The sequence below is a fragment of the Micromonospora sp. NPDC050187 genome (assembly GCF_044459745.1).
Classification (GTDB): domain Bacteria; phylum Actinomycetota; class Actinomycetes; order Mycobacteriales; family Micromonosporaceae; genus Micromonospora.
On record NZ_JBITJH010000020.1, the window covers coordinates 93,425 to 118,965 of the forward strand.

17 protein-coding genes are annotated in these 25,541 nt (G+C 73.2%); 4 read left to right on the top strand and 13 right to left on the bottom strand.

Translation table 11 applies throughout. The features are described 5' to 3' along the window. Nucleotides 1–80: 80 nt before the first annotated feature. Nucleotides 81–2,429, bottom strand: coding sequence for a TIM-barrel domain-containing protein (locus tag ACIBJE_RS25405; protein WP_396752458.1), 2,349 nt, complete (start codon nt 2,427–2,429; stop codon nt 81–83). 163 nt (nt 2,430–2,592) lie between these two features. On the opposite strand from ACIBJE_RS25405, the gene ACIBJE_RS25410 reads away from it, so the two are divergent. The 3 genes from ACIBJE_RS25410 to ACIBJE_RS25420 all read left to right on the top strand — a co-directional run bounded on the left by ACIBJE_RS25410 (nt 2,593) and on the right by ACIBJE_RS25420 (nt 8,134). Further along, nucleotides 2,593–4,626, top strand: a complete 2,034-nt coding sequence (locus ACIBJE_RS25410; RefSeq protein WP_396752460.1) for a beta-galactosidase — start codon at nt 2,593–2,595, stop codon at nt 4,624–4,626. After that, on the top strand, nt 4,619–6,973 hold the full coding sequence (locus ACIBJE_RS25415) for a glycosyl hydrolase family 95 catalytic domain-containing protein (RefSeq protein ID WP_396752462.1): 2,355 nt from the start codon (nt 4,619–4,621) through the stop codon (nt 6,971–6,973). Before ACIBJE_RS25410 ends, ACIBJE_RS25415 begins: the two co-directional genes overlap by 8 nt. A gap of 216 nt (nt 6,974–7,189) precedes the next feature. After that, the gene (locus ACIBJE_RS25420; RefSeq protein ID WP_396752464.1) at nt 7,190–8,134 is read left to right on the top strand and encodes an FAD-dependent oxidoreductase; all 945 of its coding nucleotides are present in this window, start codon (nt 7,190–7,192) and stop codon (nt 8,132–8,134) included. 151 nt (nt 8,135–8,285) lie between these two features. Here the strand turns inward: ACIBJE_RS25420 and ACIBJE_RS25425 are convergent, their stop codons facing one another. From ACIBJE_RS25425 to ACIBJE_RS25435, 3 genes are all read right to left on the bottom strand, one after another. Beyond that, nucleotides 8,286–9,518 (bottom strand): cytochrome P450, encoded by a 1,233-nt coding sequence (locus ACIBJE_RS25425; protein WP_396752466.1) that lies wholly within the window; start codon nt 9,516–9,518, stop codon nt 8,286–8,288. Between the two features lie 146 nt (nt 9,519–9,664). After that, nucleotides 9,665–10,594 carry a diacylglycerol/lipid kinase family protein gene (locus ACIBJE_RS25430; protein WP_396752468.1) on the bottom strand — a complete coding sequence of 310 codons (930 nt, stop codon included), beginning with the start codon at nt 10,592–10,594 and terminating at the stop codon, nt 9,665–9,667. A gap of 255 nt (nt 10,595–10,849) precedes the next feature. Further along, nucleotides 10,850–13,717: an AfsR/SARP family transcriptional regulator gene (locus tag ACIBJE_RS25435; protein ID WP_396752470.1), complete on the bottom strand. Its 2,868-nt coding sequence runs from the start codon at nt 13,715–13,717 to the stop codon at nt 10,850–10,852. 240 nt (nt 13,718–13,957) lie between these two features. Here ACIBJE_RS25435 and ACIBJE_RS25440 point away from each other — a divergent pair, with 240 nt between their 5' ends. Next, entirely contained in the window at nt 13,958–14,221 is a 264-nt protein-coding gene (locus tag ACIBJE_RS25440) for a hypothetical protein (RefSeq protein WP_396752472.1), read from the top strand. A gap of 3 nt (nt 14,222–14,224) precedes the next feature. On the opposite strand, the gene ACIBJE_RS25445 is transcribed toward ACIBJE_RS25440, so the two are convergent. The 9 genes from ACIBJE_RS25445 to ACIBJE_RS25485 all read right to left on the bottom strand — a co-directional run. Then, nucleotides 14,225–15,496: an MFS transporter gene (locus ACIBJE_RS25445; protein WP_396752474.1), complete on the bottom strand. Its 1,272-nt coding sequence runs from the start codon at nt 15,494–15,496 to the stop codon at nt 14,225–14,227. A gap of 31 nt (nt 15,497–15,527) precedes the next feature. After that, nucleotides 15,528–15,986 (bottom strand): PadR family transcriptional regulator, encoded by a 459-nt coding sequence (locus ACIBJE_RS25450; protein WP_396752476.1) that lies wholly within the window; start codon nt 15,984–15,986, stop codon nt 15,528–15,530. A 250-nt stretch (nt 15,987–16,236) separates the two neighbouring features. Then, nucleotides 16,237–17,046: an enoyl-CoA-hydratase DpgD gene (gene dpgD, locus ACIBJE_RS25455; protein ID WP_396752478.1), complete on the bottom strand. Its 810-nt coding sequence runs from the start codon at nt 17,044–17,046 to the stop codon at nt 16,237–16,239. 23 nt (nt 17,047–17,069) lie between these two features. Further along, nucleotides 17,070–18,395, bottom strand: a complete 1,326-nt coding sequence (gene dpgC / locus ACIBJE_RS25460; protein WP_396752480.1) for a (3,5-dihydroxyphenyl)acetyl-CoA 1,2-dioxygenase DpgC — start codon at nt 18,393–18,395, stop codon at nt 17,070–17,072. After that, nucleotides 18,376–19,050, bottom strand: a complete 675-nt coding sequence (gene dpgB / locus ACIBJE_RS25465) for an enoyl-CoA-hydratase DpgB (protein WP_396752482.1) — start codon at nt 19,048–19,050, stop codon at nt 18,376–18,378. The genes dpgC and dpgB overlap by 20 nt, the downstream gene beginning before the upstream one ends. 47 nt (nt 19,051–19,097) lie before the next feature. Further along, nucleotides 19,098–20,237, bottom strand: a complete 1,140-nt coding sequence (dpgA, locus tag ACIBJE_RS25470; protein WP_396752484.1) for a 3,5-dihydroxyphenylacetyl-CoA synthase DpgA — start codon at nt 20,235–20,237, stop codon at nt 19,098–19,100. A gap of 57 nt (nt 20,238–20,294) precedes the next feature. Then, on the bottom strand, nt 20,295–24,191 hold the full coding sequence (locus ACIBJE_RS25475; RefSeq protein WP_396752486.1) for an amino acid adenylation domain-containing protein: 3,897 nt from the start codon (nt 24,189–24,191) through the stop codon (nt 20,295–20,297). Between the two features lie 8 nt (nt 24,192–24,199). Further along, nucleotides 24,200–25,021 (bottom strand): methyltransferase domain-containing protein, encoded by an 822-nt coding sequence (locus tag ACIBJE_RS25480; protein ID WP_396752488.1) that lies wholly within the window; start codon nt 25,019–25,021, stop codon nt 24,200–24,202. Nucleotides 25,022–25,042: 21 nt separating this feature from the next. Further along, nucleotides 25,043–25,541: phosphopantetheine-binding protein (locus ACIBJE_RS25485; protein WP_396752490.1), on the bottom strand; the 499-nt coding region annotated here is incomplete at its 5' end.

The following is a 25,541-nucleotide window of genomic DNA, read 5'->3' on the forward strand; positions in this document are numbered from 1 at the left end:
CGGCCCCGGCCCCACCGACACTCTCCTACCCGCACGCTCCGGCGCCCCGACCGTCTCCGGTCGGGGCGCCGTCCGCGGATTCAGCCCGCCGGGTCGAACAGACCGTCGAGCGGCGTCGCCGGCACCTCGGTGCCGTTGAGCAGCACGCGGGCCGGTGCGTCGGCCCCGGCCACCGGCGCGAGGGCCACCCCGCGCAGCCGCAGCGGTCCCTCGCTGGTCACCCGCAGCGTGTCGCCGTCGCGGACCGCCTCGACGACCGTGTCGCCGTCCACGTCGTGTACCACCGTGCGGCCGTCCACCCCGCCCCAGCTCACCAGCGTGACGTCGGTGAACGGGCCGTCGGCGATCCGGTCGGCGCCGGGCGCGACCGGCAGCAGCGCGCCGTGCCGGACGAAGAGCGGGGTCCGCTCCAGCGGGACGTCGACGCGCAGGTGCCGCCCGCCGGTGTGCACCTCGCCGGTGTTCGCGTCGACCCACCGGTCGCCGTCGGGCAGGTAGACGCTGCGCCGGCCGGTCGGGTCGAACATCGGCGCGACCAGCAGGTCCCGGCCGAGCCGGTACTCCAGGTCCCGGGTCCACGCGGTCGGGTCGTCCGGGGTGTCCACCAGCAGGGCCCGCATCATCGGCGCCCCGGTGCGGGCCGCCTCGGCCGCGACCGAGTAGAGGTACGGCAGGAACCGGTAGCGCAACCGCAGCGCCGCCACCGCGTCCCGCTCGGTCTCGGCCGGGAAGTCCCAGGGCAGCCGGCTGGTGGTGCCGTGCAGCCGGACCAGCGGCGAGAACGCCCCGAACTGGGTCCAGCGGACGTACAGGTCGGGCTCGGGCGTGCCGTGGAAGCCTCCGGTGTCGTGGCTCCAGAACGGGATGCCGGAGAGGCCGTGGGACAGGCCGCCGCGCATCGTGCTGGCCAGCGCCGGCCAGGTGGCGTTGACGTCGCCGCTCCACTGCGCGGCGTGCCGCTGCCCGCCGAGGAAGGACGAGCGGGCCCAGACGGTGTCGTGCCCGGCCACCTCCCGGGTCACGCCGGAGACCGCGTCGTTGAACAGCAGCGAGTACACGTTGTGCAGTTCCACGCCGGTCATCCCGTTGGCGGCCACCGCGTCGGCCGGCACCCCCTCGGCGAAATCCGTCTTGAACACCGCCGCGCCCTGCTCCAGCAGCGGGCGCAGCAGCCCGGTGAACCAGTCGGTCGCCTCCGGGTCGGTGAAGTCGACGATCGCGCTGGCCGCGTGGCTGCCGTGCCAGACGTCGGCCACGTAGGTGCTCCCGTCGGCGCGGGTCAGGAAGTAGCCGGCCTCGGCCGCCTCGGCGTAGAGCGGGCTGTCGGCCGAGACGTACGGGTTGATCCAGAGGCAGACCCGGAAGCCCTGCTCGGCGAGGGCGGCCATCATGCCGGCGGGGTCGGGGAACTGCTCGGTGTCCCACTGGAGGTCCGACCAGCGTCCGTCGACCTGCCAGTAGCAGTCCAGGTGCAGCACGTCGCAGGGGATGCCCCGCTCGCGGATGCGGCGGGCCCGCTCCAGCACCTGCTCCTGGCTGTCCGGGTAGAAGCCGGAGGAGATCCAGGCCCCGAACGCCCACTTCGGCGGCAGGTACGGCCGGCCGGTGAGGCGGTCGAGGCGGTCGATGACGGCGACGGGCGTCGGGCCGGCCAGCACGTAGTAGTCGAGCACGTCGTCCGGGACGAGGATCTGCACGCTGCTGTGGGTGGACTGGCAGACGTCGAACTCGACCGGCAGACCGCTGTCGACCAGCACCCCGTAGCCCCGGTCGGACAGGTAGAACGGGACGCACTTGTGCGACCGGTCCGACTCGCCGCCGAAGGCGTCGAAGTTCCACATCAGCGTGCGCTGCCCGCGCTTGTCCAGCGGGGTGAACTTCTCCCCGAAGCCGACGAAGCGTTCGTCGCCGGGAGCCACGAAGCTCTCGTGGTACGCCACCGGCTGCCCGCCGGAGCCGGAGCGGCCGAAGGGCAGGGTGCGCTGCCGGCCGGAGATGTCCAGGGTGCCGCCGTCCTGTTCGAGCAGCACCCGCCCGTCCGGGGCGAGGAAGCGCAGGTGCCAGGGGTCGAGCCGGATCTCGGCGACGACCGCTCCGGCGTCGAGCCGGACCAGGCCGCCGTCGACGGTGACCCGGGCGGGTCGGGGCTCGGCGGTGACCAGCGGCAGGATCCGGGCGGAGCGGCTGCGGACCTGCGGGTCCTCGGCGAGCCGGACCCGGATCACGCCGTCGCCGGCGGACTCCACCCGGACGACCAGTGAACCGCCGTCGGAGGTGGCGCTCTTGAGGGTCACCCCGTGGTCGTCGGTCTCCACCACCTCGGCTCGGACGACCACGGTGGGGCCGTCGTCCCCGGCGCGGCGGACCGGCAGATCGGGCGGGTCGGCCACGAAGGTCTCGAACGGAACCAGTGGCGGGCGGTACGGCATGGACATCTCCTCGGTTCCCGGATCGGCAACCCCACCAGTTTCTTTGGATACCCAACAAAGTGTCAACGAGGACCAAGTTCTGTCAGCGGAGGGATCGCGTTGACAAGGGTGGACGGCGGCCATAATTTAGCGGGATATCAAACAAAATTCGCGGGAGTGCGGCATGGTGGTGGACGGTCGGCTCTGCTACGGCGGCGACTACAACCCGGAGCAGTGGCCGGCGGAGGTCTGGGAGCAGGACGTCGAGCTGATGCGGCGGGCCCGGGTCACCCTGGTCACCGTCGGCGTCTTCGCCTGGTCCCGCCTCGAACCCGCCCCCGGCCGGTACGCCTTCGACTGGCTCGACCGGGTGCTCGACCTGCTGCACACCGGCGGCATCCGGGTCGCCCTGGCCACCCCCACCGCGTCGCCCCCGCCCTGGTTCTCCCTGGCCCACCCGGATGCGCTGCCGGTCACCGCCGACGGTGTCCGGCTGCACCACGGCAGCCGGGACACCTACTGCGCCGCCGCGCCGGCCTACCGTGCCGCCGCGAGCCGGATCACCGCCTTGCTCGCCGAGCGGTACGCCGACCATCCGGCGCTCGCGCTCTGGCACGTGCACAACGAGTACGGCACCACCTGTCACTGCCGCCACGCCGAGGCCGGCTTCCGGCGCTGGCTGCGGGAGCGCCACGGCGACCTCGACGCGCTCAACGACGCCTGGACCACCAGCTTCTGGAGCCAGCACCACTCCGACTGGGCGCAGGTGAGCACCCCCCGGGCCACCCAGTACCTGCCCAACCCGAGCCAGGTTCTCGACTTCCGGCGCTACTGGTCCGACGAACTGCTCGCCGCGTACGTCGAGCAGCGGGACCTGCTCCGTGCGGCGACCCCGGCGGTGCCGGTCACCACCAACTACGTGCTCGGCGACTGGGTTCCGGTCGACCACGCCCGCTGGGCCGCCGAGGTCGACCTGGTCGCGATCGACCACTACCCGTCCGACGCCGGGCCGGCCGCCGAGGAACAGATCGCGCTCGCCGCCGACCTGGCCCGGGGCTGGGCCCGGCACGGGGCACGTCACCACGCCCGTGCCGCCGACGGCGACCTGCCCGGCACGCGCGGCTCCTGGCTGCTGATGGAGAGCGCCCCCAACCTGATCTACACCCCGGGACGGATGCACACCCGGGAGCCCGGCCGGATGGCCCGGCACAGCCTCGCGTACGTCGCCCGGGGCTCCCGGGGGGCGATGTTCTTCCAGTGGCGGGCGCCGCGCGGCGGCGCGGAACTCTTCCACTCCGCCCTGGTGCCGCACGCCGGACCGGACAGCCGGATCTTCCGGGAGGCCGTCGAGCTGGGCGGCATGCTGGACCGGCTCGCCGAGGTCGACGCCGGCGTCGTCGAGGCCCCGGTGGCCGTCGCCTGGGACGCCGCCAGCGGCTGGGCGTTGCAGCAGCGTGCCCTGCCGTCCGACCGGATACACCACCACACCGAGGTGGCCGCCGCGCACCGGGCGCTCCGGCGGTCCGGGTACGGCTGCGACCTGGTGCTCCCCGGCGATCCGCTGACCGGGTACGCGCTGCTCGTCCTGCCCGCCCTCTACCTCGCCGGCGACGCCACCGCCGCCTGGGTCCGCGACTACGTCCACGGCGGTGGGCACGTGGTCGTCGGCTACCTCAGCGGAGTCGCCGACGAGCACGCCCGGATCCGGCTCGGCGGCTACCCGGGCGCGTACCGGGACGTCCTCGGGGTCCGGGTGGAGGAGTTCCACCCGCTCGCCGACGGCGACGAGGTCCCGTTGACCGGCGGCGGCACCGGGCGGTCCTGGGCGGAGACCGTCCGGCTCGCCGGGGCGGAACCGGTCGACACGTACGCCGCCGGCGTGCTCGCCGGGCAGCCGGCCGTCACCCGCCACCGGTACGGCGACGGTGTCGCCTGGTACGTCTCCACCCGCCCGGACGAGTCCACGTACCAGCGACTGCTCGACGACGTGGCCCACGCCGCCGGTGCCACGCCGACCTGCCCGGACGCGCCGCCCGGCGTCGAGGCGGTACGGCGCCGCAGCCCGGAGTCGAGCTGGCTGTTCCTGCTCAACCACACCGACACGACGCAGCGGGTGCCGGCCGCCGGGGTCGACCTGCTCACCGGCGCGGCGGTCGAGGGCGCGGTGACGCTGCCCGCCGGGGGCGTCGCGGTGGTCCGGGAGCGCAGCGGTGCCTGACCCGACCTCCGCCGGGCCGGACCACCGGATCCGCTTCCACCACCCCGCCACCAGCTGGATGGACGCGCTGCCGTTGGGCAACGGCCGGATCGGCGCGATGGTGCACGCGGGCCGCACCCGGGACCGGATCGCGCTCAACGTCGACACCCTCTGGTCCGGCGGACCCCGCACGCACGGCGTGCCCGACGGCCCCGCCGTCCTCGCCGAGGTCCGCCGCCTCCTGCTCGACGAGGGCGACCCGGCCGCCGCCGGCACCGCCTCGAAGCGGTTGCAGGGCCCGAACAGCCAGGCCTACCAGCCCCTCGGTGACCTGCTGGTCGACCTCGCCGGTCCGACCGACGGCGACTGCCGGCGGGAGCTGGACCTCACCCGGGCGGTGGCCACCGCACGCACCGGCGCGGCGGTCCGCACCGCGTTCTGCTCCGCCCCGGACGACGTCCTGGTGGTCCGGCTGCGCGGCGACCACCCGCTCGACGTCACCGTCGCCCTGCGCCATCCGCACCGGGAGGGCTGGACCACGCGCCCCGACCCGGTGACCCTCGCCGCCGGGGGCCGGGTCCCCGCCCACGTGCCCCCACCGCATCCCGACCGCTCCGAGCCGGTCGTCTACACCCCCGGCGAGGGCATGTGCTTCGGGTACGCGGTCCGGGTGCTCGCCGGGGCGGGCACGGTCACCGTCGACGGCGACACCCTCCGGGTCACCGGCACCCGGGAGGCGACCCTGCTGGTGGCGGCGGAGACGGCGTACCAGGGTTGGGACCGGGTGCCGCACGACGACCGGCAGCGGCTGCTCGACGCCGTCACCGCGACCCTGGACGCGGCCACCGCCGTCGGCCCGGACCGGCTCGCCGCCCGGCACGAGGCCGACCACCGGGCGCTGTTCGACCGGGTCCACCTCGACCTGCCGGGTGACCCGGCCCTGGACGCCGTGCCCACCGACGAACGCCTCGCCCGGGTCCGGGCCGGGCGCCCGGATCCCGGGCTGGCCGCCACGCTCTTCGCCTACGGCCGCTACCTGCTGATCGCCGCGTCGCGACCGGGCGGCCAGCCGGCCACCCTCCAGGGCGTCTGGTGCGAGGACGTGCAGCCGGCCTGGAGCAGCAACCACACCGTCAACGTCAACCTCCAGATGAGCTACTGGGCGGCGGAGACGACCAACCTGCCGGAGTGTCACCGGCCGCTGCTGGACATGGTGGACGAGCTGGCCGTCTCCGGCGCGCGCACCGCCCGCTCGCTCTACGACTGCGCCGGGTGGACCGCCCACCACAACGTCGACCTGTGGCGGACGAGCTGGCCGGTGGGGGAGGGCCGGGACGACCCGATGTGGGCGATGTGGCCGATGGGCGGGCTGTGGCTGACCCTGCACCTGGTCGACCACGCCGTCTTCGCCGGGGACGACGACGTCCTCGTCGACCGGGCCTGGCCCCTGCTGCGCGGTCTGGCCGCGTTCTTCCTCGACTTCCTCACGCCGGAGGGGACCGGCCGGCTGGTGAGCTGCCCGTCGACCTCGCCGGAGAACACCTACCGGGACCCCGCCGGCCGCGAGGTGTCGGTGGACGTGATGGCCACGATGGACGTCTGGCTGCTGCGCGACCTGTTCCGCGTCACCCTCACCGCCGCCGACCGGGTCGCCCGCGCGAACGGCGACCCGACGGCGCGCGCCGACGGCGACCTGGTCCGGCACGTCCGTGCCGCGCGGGACCGGCTGCCCGAGCCGGTGGTCGGTCCGGACGGACGGCTGTGCGAGTGGTCCGCGCCGGTGACCGAGGTCGACCCTGGCCACCGACACCTGTCCCACCTCTACGGCCTCTATCCCGGCACCGCCGTCGACCCCGTCGACACCCCGGCGTGGGCGGCGGCGGCCCGACGCTCCCTGCGGGCCCGGCTGGACGCCGGCGGCGGCAGCACCGGCTGGAGCCGGGCCTGGACGATCGGGCTCTGGGCCCGCCTCGGGGACGGCGTGGCCGCCGCCGAGGGCCTGCACGAGTTGTTCACCCGCTACACGGCACCCAACCTGCTCAACCTCCAGCCACCGGCGACCTTCCAGATCGACGGCACCCTCGGCGTCACCGCCGCAATCGCCGAGCTGCTGGTGCAGAGCCACAACGGCCGGCTACGGCTGCTGCCCGCACTGCCGCCGACCTGGCCCGACGGGACGGTCCGGGGGCTGCGCGCCCGGGGACCGGTGCTGGTCGACCTCGCCTGGCGGGCCGGTCGGCCCACCTCGGCCACCTTCACCGCCGCCCACGACCGCACCATCGTGCTGGCCCTTCCGCCGGGGGTACCCGGCCCGTCGAGCGTGCACGTCCGCGCGCACGTCCCGACCACCCTGACCTTTCCCCGCTGAGCCGGAGCACGTCAGCCGCCCCGCCGTTCCGGGCTGGCCCGGACCTGGTCGGCCGCCCCGCCGATCCGGGCGTCGTCGTCGGATCGCCGACCGAATACTGTGGCGTCACGGCCGGGGCGACCAGCATGGACCGCTGACGACGGCGGCACCCTCGCAGGGCCGGTGGTGATCGCTGGCGCCGGCGGGGCACGATGCCTGGGGAAAGGAAGGTGCGGCATGGGGGATGTCATCGTCGTCGGGGGCGGCATCGTCGGGTTGACGACCGCGGTCCGGTTGCAGGAGCGGGGCGCGCGGGTCACGGTGTTCACCGCCGATCCGCCGGAGCGGTTGGTCTCGACGGTCGCGGCAGCGGTCTGGTATCCGACCCACACCGATGCCGACCCGCGCGTGCTGCGCTGGGCGGCCACCACCTACGAGGAGTTCCGCCGGCAGGCCGCCGACGGGGTGCCCGGCGTGCTGCTGCGCCGGACCCGGATGTTCCAGCGCGGGACCGTCGACGGTCTGCCCTGGTGGGCGGAGGCGGCCGGGGACGTGCGGGCCGTGGACGCGCCCGCGCCGTACACGCGCGAGCTGCGCTTCGTGGCCCCGCTGGCCGAGACGGCCACGTACCTCGGATGGTTGGGCGACCGGCTGGTCGCCGGGGGCGGCGAGGTGGTGCGACGCCGGGTGGAGTCGCTCGACGACCTCTTCGCCGAGGCGCCGGTGGTGGTCAACGCCGCCGGCCTGGCCGCCGGCGCGCTCTGCGGCGACCCGACCGTGCTGCCGGTACGCGGCCAGGTCGTGCTGGTCGCCAACCCCGGCCTGGACGTGTCGGTCCGCGACGAGGACGACCCCGAGGGCATCACCTACGTGCATCCGCGCAGCCGGGACGTGGTGCTCGGCGGCACCTTCGAGCCCGGCCGGGCGGACCTCGACCCGGACCCGGCGGCCCGCGCGGGCATTCTCAGCCGGGCGGTCGCACTGGTGCCCGAACTCGCCGTCGCGCCGGTGCTCGGCGAGCGGATCGGCCTGCGCCCGGCCCGGCAGGACGGCCCCCGCGTGGAGGCGGAACGCCGTGCCGGCGGGCTGCTGGTGCACGCCTACGGGCACGCCGGTGCGGGGATGACCCTCTCCTGGGGCAGCGCCGACGAGGTCTGCGACCTGGTGCACGCCGGACGGTGAGCCAGCCCCGGTTCCCGCCGCGTCGTGGCGGGAACCGGTCAGTCAGGCCAGGACCGGCGCCTCCGGGACGGCTCTGGACAACCGGCAACCGTCCCGTACCTCATGGGCCCGGGACGCCACGTCGGCCGGCGACCGTCCGGCTTCGGGGTTCTCAGCTCGGCAGGAGACGCACGGGTAGGGCCCGGTGCCCGTTGGAGATGAAGGAGTCCACCGGCTCGATCTGCCCGGCCGGCACGGCCAGGGTGAGTTCGGGGAACCGCGCGAAGAGCGCCGGTAGCGCCACCCGCGCCTCCAGGCGGCCCAGCGGAGCACCGAGGCAGTGGTGCACCCCGTGGCCGAAGGACAGGTGCTCCTTGTCGGTCCGGGTGACGTCGAAGCGGTCGGCGTCCGCGCCGTACCACGCCGGGTCGCGGCCGGCGGCGGCGTACGCCACCAGGATGGCCTCGCCCCGGCGGATCAGCGTGCCGGCCAGCTCGATGTCCTGCGCCGCGTACCGCAGCGGCAGGTTGGCGACCGGCGCGTCCTGCCGCAGCGTCTCCTCGATCACGTCATCCCACGAGGCGCGTCCCCGCAGCACGTGGGCGCGTTGTTCGGGATTGGTGAGCAGGGCGTAGACGGCGTTGTCGATCAGGTTGACCGTGGTCTCGTGACCCGCGCTGATCATGAGAAGCAGGGTGTCGAGCAGTTCCTGCTCGCTGAGTCGGGTGCCGCCCTCGTCCTCGCGGGCGGCGATCAGAGCGCTGGTCATGTCGTCGCCGGGTGACCGCCGCTTCGCGGCGACGAGGTCACCCAGGACGGTGTAGAGCCGGGTGTACGTGGCGGTCACCTCCGCCGGGTCGGCGGAGGTGTGGAAAACACTGTCGACGATGGACCGCAGCTCCGCCCGCCGTTCCCCGGGAAGGCCGAACAGCTCGCTGATCACCTGGATGGGCAGGGGGTAGGCGAACGCCTCCCGTAGGTCGACCACGTCCCCGTGACGCCCCGCTTCGGCGACGCGGTCCAGCAGGTTTGCGGTGATCTCCTCGATCCTCGGTCGCAGCGCGGCGGTCCGGCGCGCGGTGAAGGCCCGGGCGACCAGCGCCCGCAGCCGCCGGTGCTCGTCGCCGTACGCGGTGAACATGTTCCGGACGGCGACCCAGGAGAACAGCGGCCACTCGGGGGAGATCCTTCCGTCGATCCAGGCCGGCCAGTGTCGACGCGGATCCTTGGAGACCCGTGGATCGGTCAGTAACCGCCGCAGCAGTTCGGGACTGCTGACCGCCCAGGCCTCGACCCCACCGGGAAGCTCGACGCGGGCCACCGGCCCCCGTTGCCGGAGCCGGGCGCCCTCCCCGTGGATGTCGCGGCCCGTCGGATCCACCACCAGCGGCTTCCGCGCGTCCATGACACCTCCGTGACGTAGGGGATCCAGTACGACACGATCCGCCACGGTCTGGCAAGGGCCGATCGCCACGCCGCCCTTTCGTCGGGTGCGGCGCGTGCCCCCGGTGCCGGTACGGCGGTGAGCCCGCAGCGTCGTCCGGGCGGGCGTCAGCGGTCCGGGCTGTCGGCGGGGGCCATCACCCGCAGCGCGTTGGCGGCCAGGCCGAGCCGGATCGGGGTCTGACCGCAGAGTTCCCCGTCGACCTCGACCCGCGCCGGGCGGTCGGTCTCCAGCCAGAGTTCGCGTACCGCGAGGAACGGTTCGTCGCCGAGCGTGCGGCGGTGCCCGGTGGCCGCGTTGCGCGCCGTGTCGCGCAGCAGGCCACGCCGGGTCGGCCCACCCACCGGGTACGCGACCAGCAGTCGGTCGTCGGCGTCGGCGTCGGCGGTGATCCGCCGCCCGGCGTGGAACCCGCCGTTGGCCACGTACATCTGGTGGGTGACGAAAACGTGCTCCGCACCGGCCGACCGCAGGACGGCCCGCATCGGACGGTGCCGGGCGAGCAGCCCCAGCGCGGTCAGCGGGTAGGCGAGGCGACCGGTGATCCGCTTCAGCCGGGGTGGGGTCCGGAGCATGATGTCGGCGGAGAGCCCGATCCCGACGTGGTTGGCGAACGGCACGTCCCCGGCCAGACCGAGGTCGACGTCGATCACCTTGCCGTCGGTGAGGACCGCGACGGCCCCGTCGAGGTCGAGCGGCACGCCGACCGTCCGGGCGAAGTTGTTGGTGGTGCCGAGCGGCAGCAGGCCGAGGGCCATGTCCCGGTGGGCGAGCAGTCGGGCGGCGGCGCTGAGCGTGCCGTCCCCGCCGCCGGCCACGAGCAGGTCCGGTGCCAGGGCAGCGGCGGCCGTGAGGCTCTCCTCGAGTTGGCCGGGACGGTCGACCGGGTACGTGCCGAGCAGGTCGAAGCCGGCTGCCCGCAGTCGGGACCGCGCGTGGTCGTAGCGGCGGCGACCCCGGCGGGAACGGGCGTTGATGACCAGCACGGCGCGACGGTGTCGCCGGATGGCCTCACCCAGTTCCTGCTTGCTCCGCATGGGAACCGACCCTATCGCCCGCCCGCCGACTCGACGTGGTCGGTGCCGCGCGGTCGTCCGGTGCCGGCGCCGGGCCGGCGACTCCGGATGCCGCCGGAATCCTGAATCGTCAAGACCGATATCTGGTTCCGGTGTTCAACCGTCGCGGCGTCTCACGCATCGACTCAGTGCCACTCCCAATCGTTGCGGTAGGAGGTGGACCGCGCCGTGAATTCCTGCATCGTGACTTCCTCTCGCGTTCTGATGTCATCGACGTTAGTCCACGCGAGGAAGAGTGTCTGCACCAATGGGAACTGTTGACCGGTTCCGGCCACCGGTCGCCGATTCGAGATCCGAGAGGGCGCGACGGATGGTTCCCTCCAGCAGCGTGGGGCGCGGCTGCCGGCAGAGCACCAGGGCCGTGTGCAGGGCCGCGCGGGCCCGTTCCACCTGGCCAAGGCCTTGGTAGCAGAGGCTGAGACCGTGCAGGGCCTGACCCTCGCCGGTGAGGTCGCCGAGTTGTCGGCTAGCCGACAGCACCCGGGAGAACAGCGGTTCGGCCTCGGTGAACCGCTCCTGTCGCACCCGGAGCATGCCCTGCCAGAACAGCACCTGCGCTTCCAGTCTCGTCGATCCACCGAGCCGGCACATGTCGAGTGCCTGACCGAAATAGTGGTCGGCGGTCGAATGGTCCTGCTGGTTGAGATGTATTTGTCCGATACCCCGGAGGGCGAGTGCGGCGGAACTCCAGTCCCGCGCATCGACCAATTCCGGCAGTACCTCCTTGTACCGGACGAGTGCCTCGCGTTCGTGACCCTTGATACGGCTCAGTGACGCGGCAAAGGCATTCACGAGCGCCCGTCCATGCAGGCTGCCGGTGGTGGCGAAGATCTCCAGCGACCGGGCGATGTACTCCTCGGCCCGGCCGAACTCACGGCGGTCGGTACTGTGCATGGCGAGGCGGTACAGCATCGTCGCCTCGCCGAGCCGGTCGCCGGCCGCGTGCGCCGCGTCCAGGGCCAGGACGATCAGCTCGTGCCACTCGGTGAAGTAGCGTCGCATCTGGAACAACGGCGAGGTGATGTTGACCAGTTCCCAGCATGCCGCCGCGTGGCCCTCCTGTGCGGCCCGGCGGGCGACCACGGCCAGTGCGGCCCGTTCACCCTCGAACCAGGTGACCGGCTCCTCGGCGGGGCGGATCCGCTGGGCGTCGTCGACCGCGTACCGCTCGACGGAAACCCGGACCGTCTGGTATGGCCCACCGTGTATCGCCCGGTAGGCCCCGTCCGCCATGGACAGCCACGCGCCGAACACCCGGATGCGTGCCGCCGCCAACTCGTCGCTGTCGTCCTCGGTGTCGGCGCGCTCGCGGGCGAAGAGGCGGACGAGGTGGTGCAGGCGGAACCGGGAGCCACTCACCGGATCGGCCTCGGCGACGTCCACCAGTTGCCCGTCGAACAGCTCCTCCAGCAGCGACTCGCCCTGCGCGGCGCTGACGTCCAACAGCGCCGCCGCGATCCAGGAGTCGGTGTAGGCCAGGTCGACGTGGCCGGTCAGGCGCAGCAACCGCTGCGCCGCCGGGGAGAGCCCGGCGTAACTGATCGCCAGGCTCGCCCGGACGTCCAGCTCGTGGTAGCTGAACTGGTCGAGCCGCCCGCTCTCGTCGCGTAGCATCCCGCTCAGCTTTGCCACGCTCCAGTGTGGCTTCGCCGCGAGCCGGGCACCGAGCACGCGCAGCGCCAGCGGGAGGAAACCGCACTGTCGGCACAGCTCCGCCGCGGCCTCGGGCTCGGCCCGCAGCCGGGCGGTGCCGGCGACGTGCCCCAGCAGCTCCACCGCCTGTCCCGGCTCGAAGATCTCCAGCCGCAGGGCGGGTGCGCCGAAGGTCGAACCGAGATGGGTGCGACCGTTGATGATGACCGCGCACCGGTGTCCGGCCGGCACGAGTGGGGCGATCTGGTCGTCGGAGGCCGCGTTGTCGAGCACCACCAGCACCCGGCGCTCGGCGAGCAGGTCGCGGTAGAGGTCGGCCCGTTCCTCGATGGTCTCCGGCACGGCCGCGCCGTCGACGCCGAGCGCCCGCAGGAAACGGCCGAGCACCTCGGACGGGTCGATCGGGGTGCGATGGTCCGGCCCGCGCAGGTTGGCGTACATCTGCCCGTCGGGGAAGTCCTCCTTGAGGGTGTGCGCGACGTGCACCGACAGCGCCGTCTTGCCCACCCCGCCGGGACCGGTCACGGCCACCACCGCCACCCCGGTACGGGTCGGCGCGGTGAGCAACCGGTGGATGCGGCCGATCTCCGTCGTGCGTCCGGTGAAATCGCTCACGTCCGGCGGCAGCAGTCGGGGCACCCCACCACGGAAGGGCACCCCGGACTGGTCGGCGACACCCACCGGCAGGGCGTCGTCCGGCGGCTCGACCGGCGGCTCGGCCTCACCCTCGCGCAGGATGGACAGGTGTAGTCGCTGGACGTCCGGCTGCGGGTCGACGCCGAACTCGTCGGCCAGCCACCGGCGCCACCCGTCGTAGTAGCTGAGCGCCTCCGCGCTGCGGCCGACCCGGGTCAGGGCCAACATGAGCTGGCCGACCAACCGCTCCCGGGCGGGGTTGACCCGCGCGGTGGCGAGGAGTTCGTCCACGATGCGCTGCTGGTTGCCGAGCCCCAGCTCCAGGTCGAACAGTTCCTCGGTGGCGGTCAGACGTGCGGACTCCAGCCCCTGGCAGAGGGTCGCGCAGAGCTCGTTGGGGACGTCTCCGCCCAGCACCGGCCCGCGCCACAGGTCGAGGGCCCGACGCAGGGTCCGGATGGCGGCGTTGCCGTCCCGCTCGGCGCGGGACGCCCGCACCAGGGTGAGGAAGTGTTGCCCGTCGATCGCCTCGGGCGCGGACTCCAGCAGGTAGCCTCCGCCCCGGGTACGCAGGCGCACCGCCGCGTCAACGGAGCCATTGAGGACGGCGCGCAGTTCGCTGACCCGGGTCTGCACGACGGCCCGCGCCTGACGGGGTGGCGAGTCGCCCCAGAGCAGGTCGATCAGCTGGTTGGACGAGACCAGTTCGTTGGCGCGGAGTGCGAAGATGCCGAGGATCAGCCGCTGCTGGCGCCGGGCGAGACGCACGGGGGCGCCGGCGTGCCACACCTCCACCGGTCCCAGTATGCGAACTTCCACCCCACACCCCCCCGGGTCGCAGTTTCCGCGACGATACTCCTCGCGACGGCGTCCCCGCCCTACGTGTCGGAACTTCGGTCGTAACGAAGTGGCACTGAAACAATGTTACGGTCGTCGATGGAACCGGACGGGAAGCGTTTGGGAAGGCAGGGCTTGCGACACTGGGGCGGGCCGGCCGTGGCGTGGTTGGTCCAGCGAACTCAGGAGGAACGACCCATGCCCGTCCACAACGGACTCGCTGCCGCCCCGCCCGCTGGCGATTCCCTGCCCACCCTCGATGTCAGCAAGCTGGACCGGGACATTCTGCGCCAACTGGCCGCCGGGCACACCGACGAGGCGACGGCGCTGCGGCTGAACGTCAGCCCGCGCACCGTCCGCCGCCGGGTGGCGCTGATCGGGGAGCAGTTGGGGGTGCAGGGCCGGTTCGGCCTCGGTGTCGCCGCCGCGCAGCTCGGACTGGTGTCGGTCCGCTGGCGCTGATCGCTACCGCGACTCGTCCGGCCAACGGGCCTCGCGGATCCGCCGGTCGGTGAAGGCCCACCCGACGGCGAGGGCCAGGACGCCGGCCAGGGTGAGGATCGCGTACGCGGCGGGGAGCCGCTCCAGCAGCTGGCCGGAGGCGAAGAGGCCGACCGAGGCGCCGGCCCCGAGCACCGTCATGAACGCCGTGAAGGTCCGGCCGCGCTGCTCGTCGGGCACCTGTCGGAAGATCAGGATGTCGACGAGCACGCGCATCGACGGCCCGCCGAGCCCGAGCAGGAACAGCGCGGTCGCCAGCCACCAGGCTCCCAGCGGCAGGGCCAGCGCGCTGATGAAGGCCACCGCCGTACCGCCGAGGACCAGCATCAGCGTCCCTGGGGAGAGCGCGCGGTGCAGCGGGCGGACCAGCAGGGTGCCGGCGAGTCCGCCGACCGCCAGACCGGCCGAGGTCAAGCCGATCATGGTGGGGGAGGCCCCGGCGCGGTCCAGCATCACCAGCACGATGAGGAAGAGCGGTGCCGTGACCATGTTCAGCGCCATCGCGAAGAGGGTGCTGTGCCGCAGGGTCGGCACCCGCCAGAGCAGGGCGAGCCCGGCGAGGGCCCGACGGACCGTCCCGCCTTCCTCGACCGGCGCGGCCGGAGCGTCGTCGCGACGGGGAACGCGGACGAAGATGGCGCAGATCAACGACACCGTGAACGACACCGCCGTCGCGACGAAGGGCAGCACGGTGGCGAGGCCGTAGAGCAGACCGCCCAGCGGGGGTCCGCCGAGGGCCGCCGCGTGCGTGCGCACCTCCTCCTGGGTCAGCGCGGCGGTGAGCTGCCGGGGTGGTACGACCGCCCGGACCAGGAGCATCCGCGCCGAGCCGCCGAGCGGTCCCACCGTGCCCACCACGACGGCCACGCCCAGCAGGTGCGGCAGGGTGACGGCGTCGAGGAGGACCGCCGCCAGGACACTCGCCGAGGCGGTCGCCCGGGCGGTCTCCATCACGATGAGCAGCTTCCGCCGGTCGTAGGAGTCGGCGACGCTACCGGCCGGGATGCCGACCAGCAGGGCCATGAACAGTTGCACGCCGCCGAACGTGCCCGCCCAGGCGGGAGACCCGGTGATGGCCAGGACCATCAGGGGGTAGACGAGATCGGTCATCTCCCGACCGAGGAAGGCGAACGCCGAACCGCTCCACAGCAGCTGGAAGTCGCGGTTGCGCCGGAGCGGCTTCTCGGCGGCCATCGCCGGGTCGAGCACGCCCGCACCGCCGGGGTGGGCACTCATCGCTGGTCTCCTGTCGGTTGGTACGTCGGGCTCACGCGTCGGCGGCGGTGTCGTCGTCGGCGAGGATGCGGTACACGTCACGGCGGGCCGCGTCCAGCACGCGTCCCGCACGGGTCAGTTGGTCGTCGGTGCCGGCGGCGGTCACCTGGGTCACCGCCGCGGTCAGTCCGTCGAGGGCGTGGCGCACCTCGACGGCCCGCTCGGGGAGCAGTCGGGCCGCGGCACGCCACGGCTCGTTGACGCGGTCCTCGTGGGCGGCCACGAAGGCGCGACCGGCCTCGGTGAGGTGGCAGCGCCGGTCCGCGCCGGTGCCGGTGACGGCGACCAGGCCCTCCTCCTCCAGTTGGGACAGTGCCGGGTAGACCGATCCGGGGCTGGGTCGCCAGTGACCACCGCTGCGCTCGGCGACGGCCTGGATGAGCTGGTAACCGTTGCGGGGCTGCTCGTGCAGCAGGGCCAGCAGCGCCGCCCGGACGTCGCCCCGACGCATCCGGCCCGCCCGGCGCCCGCCCGGCGGCGAGGGCGGTGCAGGAGGGAGTGGCGGAGGTGGGGGGAGCGGAGGTGGCGGCTTCGCCGGCAGGGGCGGGAACGGGGGAGGGGTGTCCGAGGTATCACCCGGTCCCACGTGGACGTGGCGGGGAGTCCCGGAAGGACTGTCGGGCATCGGTCGACCTCCGTCAGGCTCGGTTGCCTTAACGATATATCGCGATAGCTCGTTTGAATACCCCGCCGTGGACCGGTCACCGGCCCTCCCAGACCGGATCCCGCTTCTCCACGAACGCCCGGGGGCCCTCCACCGCGTCCCGACTTGTCGACCGTCGGTGCTCCCACTCGTAGCGGGCGCTGAACGCCTCCTCCAACGGCATGTCCACCGACCGCATCGCGGCCTGCTTGATCGCCCGGACCGCCAAGGGAGCGCTGCGCAGCAGGTCGGCCACCCAACCCGCCACGCAGTCGTCGAGTTCCTCGGCGGGCACCACCTCGTTGACCAGCCCGAGCTGGAACGCCCGCCGCGCGTCGAGGCGGCGGCCGGTCAGCAGGTGGCCCATCGCCGTCTTCAACGGCAGCTGCCGGGCCAGCCGGAACACCCCGCCCGCGCCGGGGACCAGGCCGAGCCGGGCCTCCGGAAGCGCGAACACCGCGTCCTCGGAGGCCACGACGACGTCACAGGCCAGCGCCAGCTCGAAACCACCGCCCAGGGCGTAGCCGCGCACCCGGGCGACGACCGGCTTGGACAGGTCGAACCGTTCGGTCAGTCGGGGCCAGCCGGGCTGCCCCCGACTGCCGAACGTGGTCGTACCGCCCCCGGCACGGTCCCGTTGGGCCCGTTCCCGCAGGTCCTGCCCGGTGGAGAAGGCGCGGGTCCCGGCGCCGGTGAGGACCGCCACCCACAGCTCGTCGTCGGCCTCGAAGTCGTCCCACACCCGCCCGAGTTCCTCGTGCGTGCGCAGGTCCATGGCGTTGAGCACGTGCGGCCGGTTCAGCGTCACGTACGCGACCCGGCCCCGCTTCTCGTACCGCACCCGGGGCTCGTCGACGTCCTGCGTCACCTGCGCTCCTTCTCCGTCTCAGGTCAGTCCGTCACCGCCGCCGCCCGGGGGGCCGCGGCGAAACGGGTGACCTTGTTCATGACGTCCTCGCTGTAGAGCCGGCGGGCCTGCTGGACGGCGAACTCGGCCAGGTAGGCCCGGAACCACTCCTGCGGCTCCTCGGCGAGGTTGAGCATCCGCTTGTTCGCCACCACCGCCGGGGCGTCCATCCGGGCCACCTCCGCCGCGACCGCCGCGTCCATCTCCTCGGCCGGGACGACCTCGTCGAAGAACAGCTTCCCGTCCGGCTCGCTCGCCGACACCCGCCGCCCGGCGAGGATGACCTGCCGGGACAGCCGGCCGTTGGCGACCCGCCCGAGGCGCAGGTTACCCACCCCCGGCACGATCCCCTCCTGGGCGGCCGGCAGGCTGAAGAAGGCGTCCCGCTCGGCCACCACCCGGTCGCAGGCCAGTACGAGCTGCGCGCCGCCGCCGATGGCGAAGGAGTCCACCGCCGCGACCCACGGCTTCTGCACCACGTCGCCGTCCCAGGCCCGGTCGCGCTCACCGGTCAGCCCATGGACGATCTTGGCGATGTAGCCCAGCTCCCGTCGGAGCAGGAAGTCCACGTAGGAGATCTGCCCGGCCTGGAGGCAGCGCAGGTTGATGCCCGCGCTGAACACCCGGCGCCCGGCGTACCGGGGATGGGTCATCACTCCGCCGCGCAGCACACCCACCCGCACCGACGGCGCCAGCAGGACCAGGTCGACGGCGGTCTCCATGTCCTCGACCTGCGCGTTGTCCTCGGCGTTGAGACAGTCGTCCCGCTGCATGGTCAGGTGGGCCGCGCCGTCGCGGACCTCGACGCGCACGGAGTCCAGCCGCGCGACGCCGGTGCGCTCGAACTCCGGCAGCAGGGCCAACGCCCGAGCGGTGGGTCGTCGCATGGCCTCCAGCAGGTGCGGTCCGGCGACGTCCGACCGGAGCAGGTGGCTGACCAGGATGCTCTGGTCGATGTCCAGGCCTTCCTTCTCCGCCGGAGGAAGCCGCAGCTCGGCGGCGGCCTGCGCGCGGGTCGGCACGAGACCGGGCACCGCCTCGGCGGCCGCCGCGCAGACCTCGTCCAGCCGCAGGTGGCGGGAACGGTCCCCGGTCACCTCGTCGTAGAGGCGGTCCGTGTGCGCGCGCAGGAACGCGTCGGCGAGGTCGCGGGCCTGCCGGCGGGCCTCGGTGACGGCCGTCCGCTGCTCCGGCGACCGCTGCGCCGGTCCGGGCAGGGTGGCGAGCAGGTCGTCGACCCGCGCCGCGGCGGCGGTGACCTCGTGGGCGGCGGGGAGGGTGCCGACCGGTTCAGACGAGAGCCGCGACATCGTGCGCCCCCTCCGATCGGGGGCGCCGCAGCAGCCGGTCGCAGGCGGCGAGGTGACGGCCGAGGGCCTCCTCGAACGGAATGGTCGTCGCGTCCAGCATGAGCTGGCGGCGGACCGCGACGTCGGGACCGGCGGTGGCGGCGAGCGCGGCGACGGTGTCCGCGACGGCCGTCGCCACGTCGTCGGTGACCTCGTCGACGAGGTCCAGGGCGAGCGCCCGGGTGGCGGGGATCGCGTCGGCGAAGAGCACCGAGCGCCGCAGCCGGGCGTACCCGACCTGGTTCGCCAGCCGGTAGAGGCCCATCCCCGGCCAGGCGCCCCCGTCGGTGACCGGCAGGTGCAGCCGGGCGTCGGTCGTGGCGACCCGCAGGTCGGTGGCGAGCAGGGCCTCGACGGCGGTGCCGCCGCAGTCCCCGCGCACCACGGCGACGGTGGTCGTGCCCACCCGTTCCAGGCGACGCAGGACCCGCTCCCACCGGTTCACCACCGCAAGCGGCGGCCGGTCGGCGGCGGTCGGCGAGGGTACGCCGGTGAGGTCGAGCAGCGCGACGGTGCCGGCGGGCGCGTCCTCGACCGTGTCGATGAAGGCGTCGAGCGCCGCGACGGTCGCCGGAGCGAGCGGCTCGCCTCCGTCGATGGAATGCTGGAGCTGCATGTCTTCTCCCGTGTGGGATGGCAGGGGTGGAAGGTGCGCCGGGCGGGTCACCAGCGGACCAGGGCGGTCTCGATGGTGGAACCGGGGCCCATCGTCATGAGGACGCCGTACTCGCCGGGACGGACGGTGCCCTCCTGGATCAGGCGTTCGTAGGAGAAGAGGAACGACCCGCTCGACAGGTTGCCGTAGTCGCGCAGCACGCCGGTGGTGTGCCGCAGGTCGTAACGGGTGAGGCCGAGGTTCACGCCGACGGCGTCGATGACCTTCTTGCCCCCGGAGTGCACGAGCCAGTGCGCGATGTCGGACTGGCGCAGGCCGGCCCGACCCAGCAGCCGGTCCACGGTCAGCCGGGCGTGTGCGCCCACGACGTACGGGATGTCCGGGTCGAGGTAGAAGCTGAACCCGTTCTGCGCGCTGTCCCAGTCGTAGCGCATCGCGTCCACCGCCTCGGGGATGATGCAGCTGGTGAAGTCGACGACGCGTGGCGTGAGCGGCTGGTCGGTGGTCGGGTCGGGCTCGGTCCCGGCGACCATGGCGATGGCCGCCGACCCGTCGCCGAAGAGGCTGTTCACCACCGAGGTCCGCATGGTGCCGTCGAAGACGTACGCGGCCGAGCAGGCCTCGATGCAGACCATCAGGGCCAGCTCGCCGGGGTGGGCGCGGGCCCAGCCGGCCACCGCGTTGAGGCTGTTCAGGCCCGCGTTGCAGCCCATGCCGACGATGTCGGCGCGGCTGGTGTGCCGGTCGAGGCCGAGTTCCCGGATCAGCAGGGCGCTGAAGCCCGGGGTGAGGAACCCGGTGGAGGTGACGCAGAGCAGGTAGTGGACGTCGGACAGGTCCGCGCCGATCTGCTTCAGGCACTCCTGCACCGCGCGGCTGCCCATCGCGATGCCCTGTGCCTTGTGCTTGGCCAGCAACTGGCCGGTGGTCTCCATCGCGCGCACACCGTCGGCGTCCGGCTCCGGCAGGGTCAGGAACCGTCGGTCGATGGCGCTGTTGAGGTAGACCGAGCGGATCCTGGAATCCCGGATGTCGAAGATGTCGAGGAGTTCCCGCTGGGAGTAGGCCGTCTCCGGGGTCGCCGTGCCGACGGCCAGGATCCGGGCCATGGCCGTCGACTCGAGCGCCGGTGGCGGCGTGGCGCGGATCAGGCCCGGGTGGGGCAGCAGTGCGGTGGGCGTCATCATCGGTATGTCCAACCCCACATCCGCTTCCGGCTCCTGGTCAGTCGTTTGACCGTTCGCTCAGTCAAGGTCGCTCATCCTTTCCGCGATGATCGGGCCGATCAGGGACATGGCGTCCGTCCGGACGATGTCGAGGTGGCCGCAGTCCAGGTCGTGGAACGTCGCCGGCCCGCCGAGGAACGGCTGCCAGAGCAGGTCGGAGTCCTTGTTGTGCCGGGTCGCGACGAAGCCGAGGGTCGGACCGTCGAACCGGGCCGGTGAGTGGGTGGACAGCGCCCGCACGTTCGCCGCCGTCACCGCGACCAGCCGGTCCAGCGTCGGGTCGTCGAACGAGGCCAGCGGGCTCTGCGCCGCCACGAGCTGCGCCCGCCGGGCCGGACCCACCTCGGTGGTCACCCCGTCGAGGGCGACGTAGCGGGCCTCCTCCTCCGTCGGCTCGTACGGGCCGTCGCCACCCGGGCGGGCGTCGAGCAGGACGAGCAGCGCCACCTCCGCGCCGCCGGCGCGCAGCGTCACCGCCACCTGCTGGGCCAGGGTTCCCCCGAACGACCAACCGGCGAGCACGTACGGGCCGGTGGGCTGGATCGCGGTGATCTGGTCGCGGTAGCCGGCGGCCAGTTCGGCCAGGGTGGGGTCGTCCATGGCCCCGCCGGTCAGCCTCGGGTCCTGGAGCGCGTGGATCGGGTGACCCGGTGGGATGTGCCGGGGCAGGGCCGAGTAGCCCCAGCCGAGCCCGTTCGCCGGTGGCAGCACGAACACCGGCGTCCGCCCGCCGGAGCGGCGGTAGGTCAGTACCGGTTCCAACCCGGTCGGCTGCTCCTGGTCGAGGAGGCGGTCGAGTTGCGCGACGGTCGGCGCGGCGAACACCGTCCGGACGCCGACGTCGACGCCGAGCACCGCCCTGATCCGGTTCACCAGGCGGGGCGTGAGCAGCGAGTGCCCACCCAGGTCGAAGAAGCTATCGTCCACCCCCGGGTTCGTCACCTCCAGCACCTCGGCGAACAGGTCGACGAGGATCTGCTGGCGGGGCGTGACCGGCGGCCGTCCGCCCGTCCGCCGCTGCGGCTCCGGCAGCGCCGCCCGGTCCACCTTGCCGTTGGCGTTCAACGGCAGCGCGTCCAGCACGACCAACGACGGGGGCACCATGTAGTCGGGCAGCCGGGCGGCCAGGTGCGCCCGGACACCGTCCAGGTCCGGTTCGGCCCCGGGCCGTCGGGCGAGGTAGCCGACCAGGGAACGGTCCCCGTTGCCGCCGGTGTGGACGGTGACCACCGAGGCGGCCACGTCCGGGTGCGCGTCGAGCGCCGCGACGATCTCACCCAGCTCGATCCGGAACCCGCGGATCTTCACCTGGTCGTCGGTGCGGCCCAGGTACTCCAGGTGACCGTCGCGCGCCCAGCGGACCAGGTCACCGGTGTGGTACATCCGCGCGCCGGGCTCGCCGTACGGGTCGGCGACGAACCGGCTGGCGGTCAACCCCGGCCGCCCCAGGTAGCCACGGGTCACGCAGGCGCCACCGACGTACAGGTCGCCGGCCGTACCCTCCGGCACCGGACGCAGGCGCTCGTCGAGGACGTACGCCCGGGTGTTGGCGACGGGATGCCCGATCGACGGCGGCCCGGGCCGGTCGTCGATCACCGCGTCCGTGCAGCTGACGGTCGTCTCGGTCGGGCCGTACCCGTTGATCACCCGGCGGCCGACGGCGCGCATCTGGTCGGCGAGCTGGCGGGACAGGGCCTCGCCCCCGGTGATCAACATGAGGCCGCGCATCGGGTCCGGCACGGTCGCCAGGAGCACCTGCCACAGGCTCGGCGTGGTCTGCATGACGGTGACGCCCTGGTCGCGGACCACCTGTGCCAGCGCGGTCGGGTCGTGCACCACCTCCCGGCGGACCAGCACCACCGTGGCCCCGGCGACCAGTGGGGCGAACAGGTCGAGAACCGACATGTCGAACGCCGCCGTGGTGATCGCGGCGAGCCGGTCCCGTTCGGTCAGGCACAGGAACTCGCCGATGGCGACCTGGTAGTTGACCAGGTTGGCGTGGGTCACGACGACCCCCTTGGGGCGTCCCGTCGACCCGGAGGTGTAGATCACGTAGGCGGCGTTGCCGGGCGCCACCACCGGGCGGAGGGCGTCGGCGGCCTGCGGCAGCAGCCCGGTCGCCACCGCCTCGTCCAGCACGATCCGCGGACACCCGTCGACGTCGGGCAGCGCGTCCGCGGACTCCCGGTCGGTCAGCAGCAGCACCGGCCGGGCGTCGTCGAGCATGAAGGAGATCCGCTCCGCCGGGTGATCGGTGTCGATCGGCAGGTACGCCCCACCGGCCTTCCACACCGCCAGGATCGCCACGAGCAGACGCTCCGACCGGTCCAGGGGAAGGGCGACGAACCGCTCCGGTCCCACCCCGCACCGCCGGAGGATGCCGGCCAGCCGGTCGGCCTGCTCGTCGAGTTCCCGGTACGTCAGCTCCCGGTCCCCGGCGACCACCGCGACCGCCTCCGGCCGCCGCGCGACCTGCTCGGCGATCATGTCCAGGATCGAACCCTCCGGCAGCGGACGCGCGGTGGCGTTGGCCGTGTCGAGCAGTCGGTTCCGGGTGGCCTCGTCCAGCAGGTCGATCCCGCTGATCGGCTGTCGCGGCGTGGCCGCCACCGCCGCCAGCACCCGGACCAACTGCTCGGCGACGGCCTGCGCCGAGTCCGGGTGGAACAGGTCCTGGGCGTACTCGACCAGGCCCTTGATCCCCGCCGGTTCGCCGGCGGCGTCCCGCTGCTCGGCGAGGACGAAGGAGAGGTCGAACTTGGCCACGTCGTGGGCGGAACGTTGCGGCGTCCCGGCCAGTCCGAGCAGCGGCACGTCCTCGGTGCCGCCGCTGGCCAGCATGAAGAAGACCTGGAACAGCGGGTGCCGGGACAGGGAGCGGGTCGGCTGAAGCTCCTCGATGAGACGTTCGAACGGCAGGTCCTGGTGGTCGAAGGCGGCCAGGTCCAGCGTGCGGACCCGGTGCAGCAACTCGACGAAGGTCGGATCACCGGTGGTGTCGGTGCGCAGCACCAGCGAGTTGACGAAGAACCCGACCAGGTCGTCCAGCGCCTCGTCCGACCGGCCCGACACCGCGGTGCCCAGCGGGACGTCGGTGCCCGCGCCGAGGCGGGTGAGCAGGGTGGCGACGGCCGCCTGGACGACCATGTACACGGTCACCTGTTCCGCCTGGGCCAGGCCCCGCAGCCGCCGGTGGGTCTGGGCGTCGACGGTGAACTCGACCGTGCCGCCCCGGTGGGACGACTGGACCGGACGGGGGAAGTCGGTGGGCAGGGTCAGTTCCTCCGGCAGGCCGCGCAGGTTGCGTCGCCAGAAGTCGAGCTGCCGGTTGAGTTCGCTGGTCGGGTCGTCGTCGGTGCCGAGCAGGTCCCGCTGCCAGAGCGTGTAGTCGCCGTACTGCACCGGCAGCGGCTCCCACGCCGGGGCCGCGCCGGCCAGTCGGGCCGCGTACGCCTGCGACAGATCCCGGCCGAGCGGCCCCATCGACGCGCCGTCGGCCGCGATGTGGTGCAGGACCAGCACCAGCACGTGGTCGTCGTCGGCGACGGTGAACAGCCGTACCGCCAGCGGTAGTTCCGTGGACAGGTCGAACGCGCGTGCGCAGACCTGGGCCACCCGCGCGTCCACCTCGTCGGCGGCGACCGTCTCGTGCGCGGTGTCGACTCCCGCCTCGGCCGGGGGCAGGACCCGCTGCGCCGGCTCGCCGTCGATCTCGACGTAGACCGTCCGCAGCACCTCGTGTCGGGCGACCACGTCGGCGACTGCCGCCCACAGCGCGTCCGGGTCGACCGGGGCGCTGAAGCGGTTGATCAGCGGGACGTTGTACGTAGCCGACGGGCCGTCCAGCTTGTACATGAACCACAGCCGACGCTGGGCGTACGACAGCGGCAGCACCGTTCCGTCCACGGTCGTCACCGGTGCGTTCACCGCTTGCGCCAAACGGTGACGTGTGAGTCGAACCAGTCGTACTCGCGGGGGTTCTGCCGCAGCACACCGGGCTCGTCGACCTCGGCGACCAGCTCGAAGCCGTCCCGCAGCAGGGCCCTGAGCCCCTCCTCACTCGGCGTGGCGGTCGCCGCCGAGCCCAACCACTCGCTCGGCGCGCTGTACTCGGGATACCACGACCAGGGACAGGCGACCATCATCAGGCCACCGCTGCGGAGGATGTCCGCCGAGGCGGAGAACTGCTCCAGGCAGGCGGCCGGCTGTTGCACCCGGTCCAGGACGTTGGAGAGCACGACCGCGTCGAACGCCTTCTCCGGGGTCCGCAGCGCGTTCGCGTCGCCGACCTCGAAGGTCACCCCGGCGCGCCGGCCAAGCTCGTCGACCCGGATCATGATCTCGCGGTAGAAGGGGCCCTGCTCGATGATGCTGAAGGTCCCGCCGCCGTGCTCGGTCAGCGTCTGGGCGATCTCGATCGAGCGGTGGCTGACGTCGACGCCGACCACCTCGTCGCGCACCCAACCGCTGAGCGCGTGCGTCACGCCGCCCACACTGCATCCGACGTCGAGAGCCCGGGCCACCGTCGTGCCGGTCCGCTCCGCGCACGAGCGCATCAGGTCGGAGAGGCGCTGGCAGTAGCCGTGGGCCGCCGCCAGCGGATGCTGGCTCCGGTTGAACAGGTCCTGCAGGCTGCCGTAGTGCATCAGCAGGTACTTCGAGAGGTCACGGGAGGCGTCGTAGGGAGCACTGGCGTCGTGCTCGAACAGTTCGTCGCCCTTGAGCAGGGCCGGAGGCAGCGTCACGGTGTTCCTTCCGCTTGTGGCTCAGCGGCTGCCCGTCGACCGCGCACGGAGCGTGGGACGGGCGGGCCGGGCCGAGGTCAGGTGGGGTTCGAGAGCGGCGACGGTGGGATTCTCGAAGAGTTGGCGGACGCCGAGTTCGACGCCGAGGGTGGTGCGGATGCGGTTGACCAGGCGGGTGGCGAGCAGGGAGTGGCCGCCGAGGTCGAAGAAGTTGTCGCCGGTGCCGACGTCCGGCAGGCCGAGGACATCGGCGAAGAGTCGGCAGAGCACGTCCTGCCGGGCGGTGCGGGGGGAGTCGTCGACGGCGGTGGTGTGCCGTTCCGGAGCGGGCAGGGCGTTGCGGTCGAGTTTGCCGTTGGGGGTGATGGGTAGGGCGGGCATGGTGACGTAGGCGGTGGGGACCATGTAGTCGGGCAGGTGCGTGGCGAGGTCGCGGCGGAGGTCGGCGATGTCCAGGGTGGTGTCGTCGGTGGGGACGAGGTAGGCGACGAGGCGTTTGTCGCCGGGTTGGTCTTCGCGG

Excerpts from the sequence above, each read along its gene's own strand:
- ACIBJE_RS25405 (WP_396752458.1), bottom strand. The coding sequence starts at position 2,429 with ATGCCGTACCGCCCGCCACTGGTTCCGTTCGAGACCTTCGTGGCCGAC.
- ACIBJE_RS25410 (WP_396752460.1), top strand. The coding sequence starts at position 2,593 with ATGGTGGTGGACGGTCGGCTCTGCTACGGCGGCGACTACAACCCGGAG.
- ACIBJE_RS25420 (WP_396752464.1), top strand. The coding sequence starts at position 7,190 with ATGGGGGATGTCATCGTCGTCGGGGGCGGCATCGTCGGGTTGACGACC.
- ACIBJE_RS25425 (WP_396752466.1), bottom strand. The coding sequence starts at position 9,518 with ATGGACGCGCGGAAGCCGCTGGTGGTGGATCCGACGGGCCGCGACATC.
- ACIBJE_RS25430 (WP_396752468.1), bottom strand. The coding sequence starts at position 10,594 with ATGCGGAGCAAGCAGGAACTGGGTGAGGCCATCCGGCGACACCGTCGC.
- ACIBJE_RS25440 (WP_396752472.1), top strand. The coding sequence starts at position 13,958 with ATGCCCGTCCACAACGGACTCGCTGCCGCCCCGCCCGCTGGCGATTCC.
- ACIBJE_RS25445 (WP_396752474.1), bottom strand. The coding sequence starts at position 15,496 with ATGAGTGCCCACCCCGGCGGTGCGGGCGTGCTCGACCCGGCGATGGCC.
- ACIBJE_RS25450 (WP_396752476.1), bottom strand. The coding sequence starts at position 15,986 with ATGCGTCGGGGCGACGTCCGGGCGGCGCTGCTGGCCCTGCTGCACGAG.
- dpgC (WP_396752480.1), bottom strand. The coding sequence starts at position 18,395 with ATGTCGCGGCTCTCGTCTGAACCGGTCGGCACCCTCCCCGCCGCCCAC.
- dpgB (WP_396752482.1), bottom strand. The coding sequence starts at position 19,050 with ATGCAGCTCCAGCATTCCATCGACGGAGGCGAGCCGCTCGCTCCGGCG.
- dpgA (WP_396752484.1), bottom strand. The coding sequence starts at position 20,237 with ATGATGACGCCCACCGCACTGCTGCCCCACCCGGGCCTGATCCGCGCC.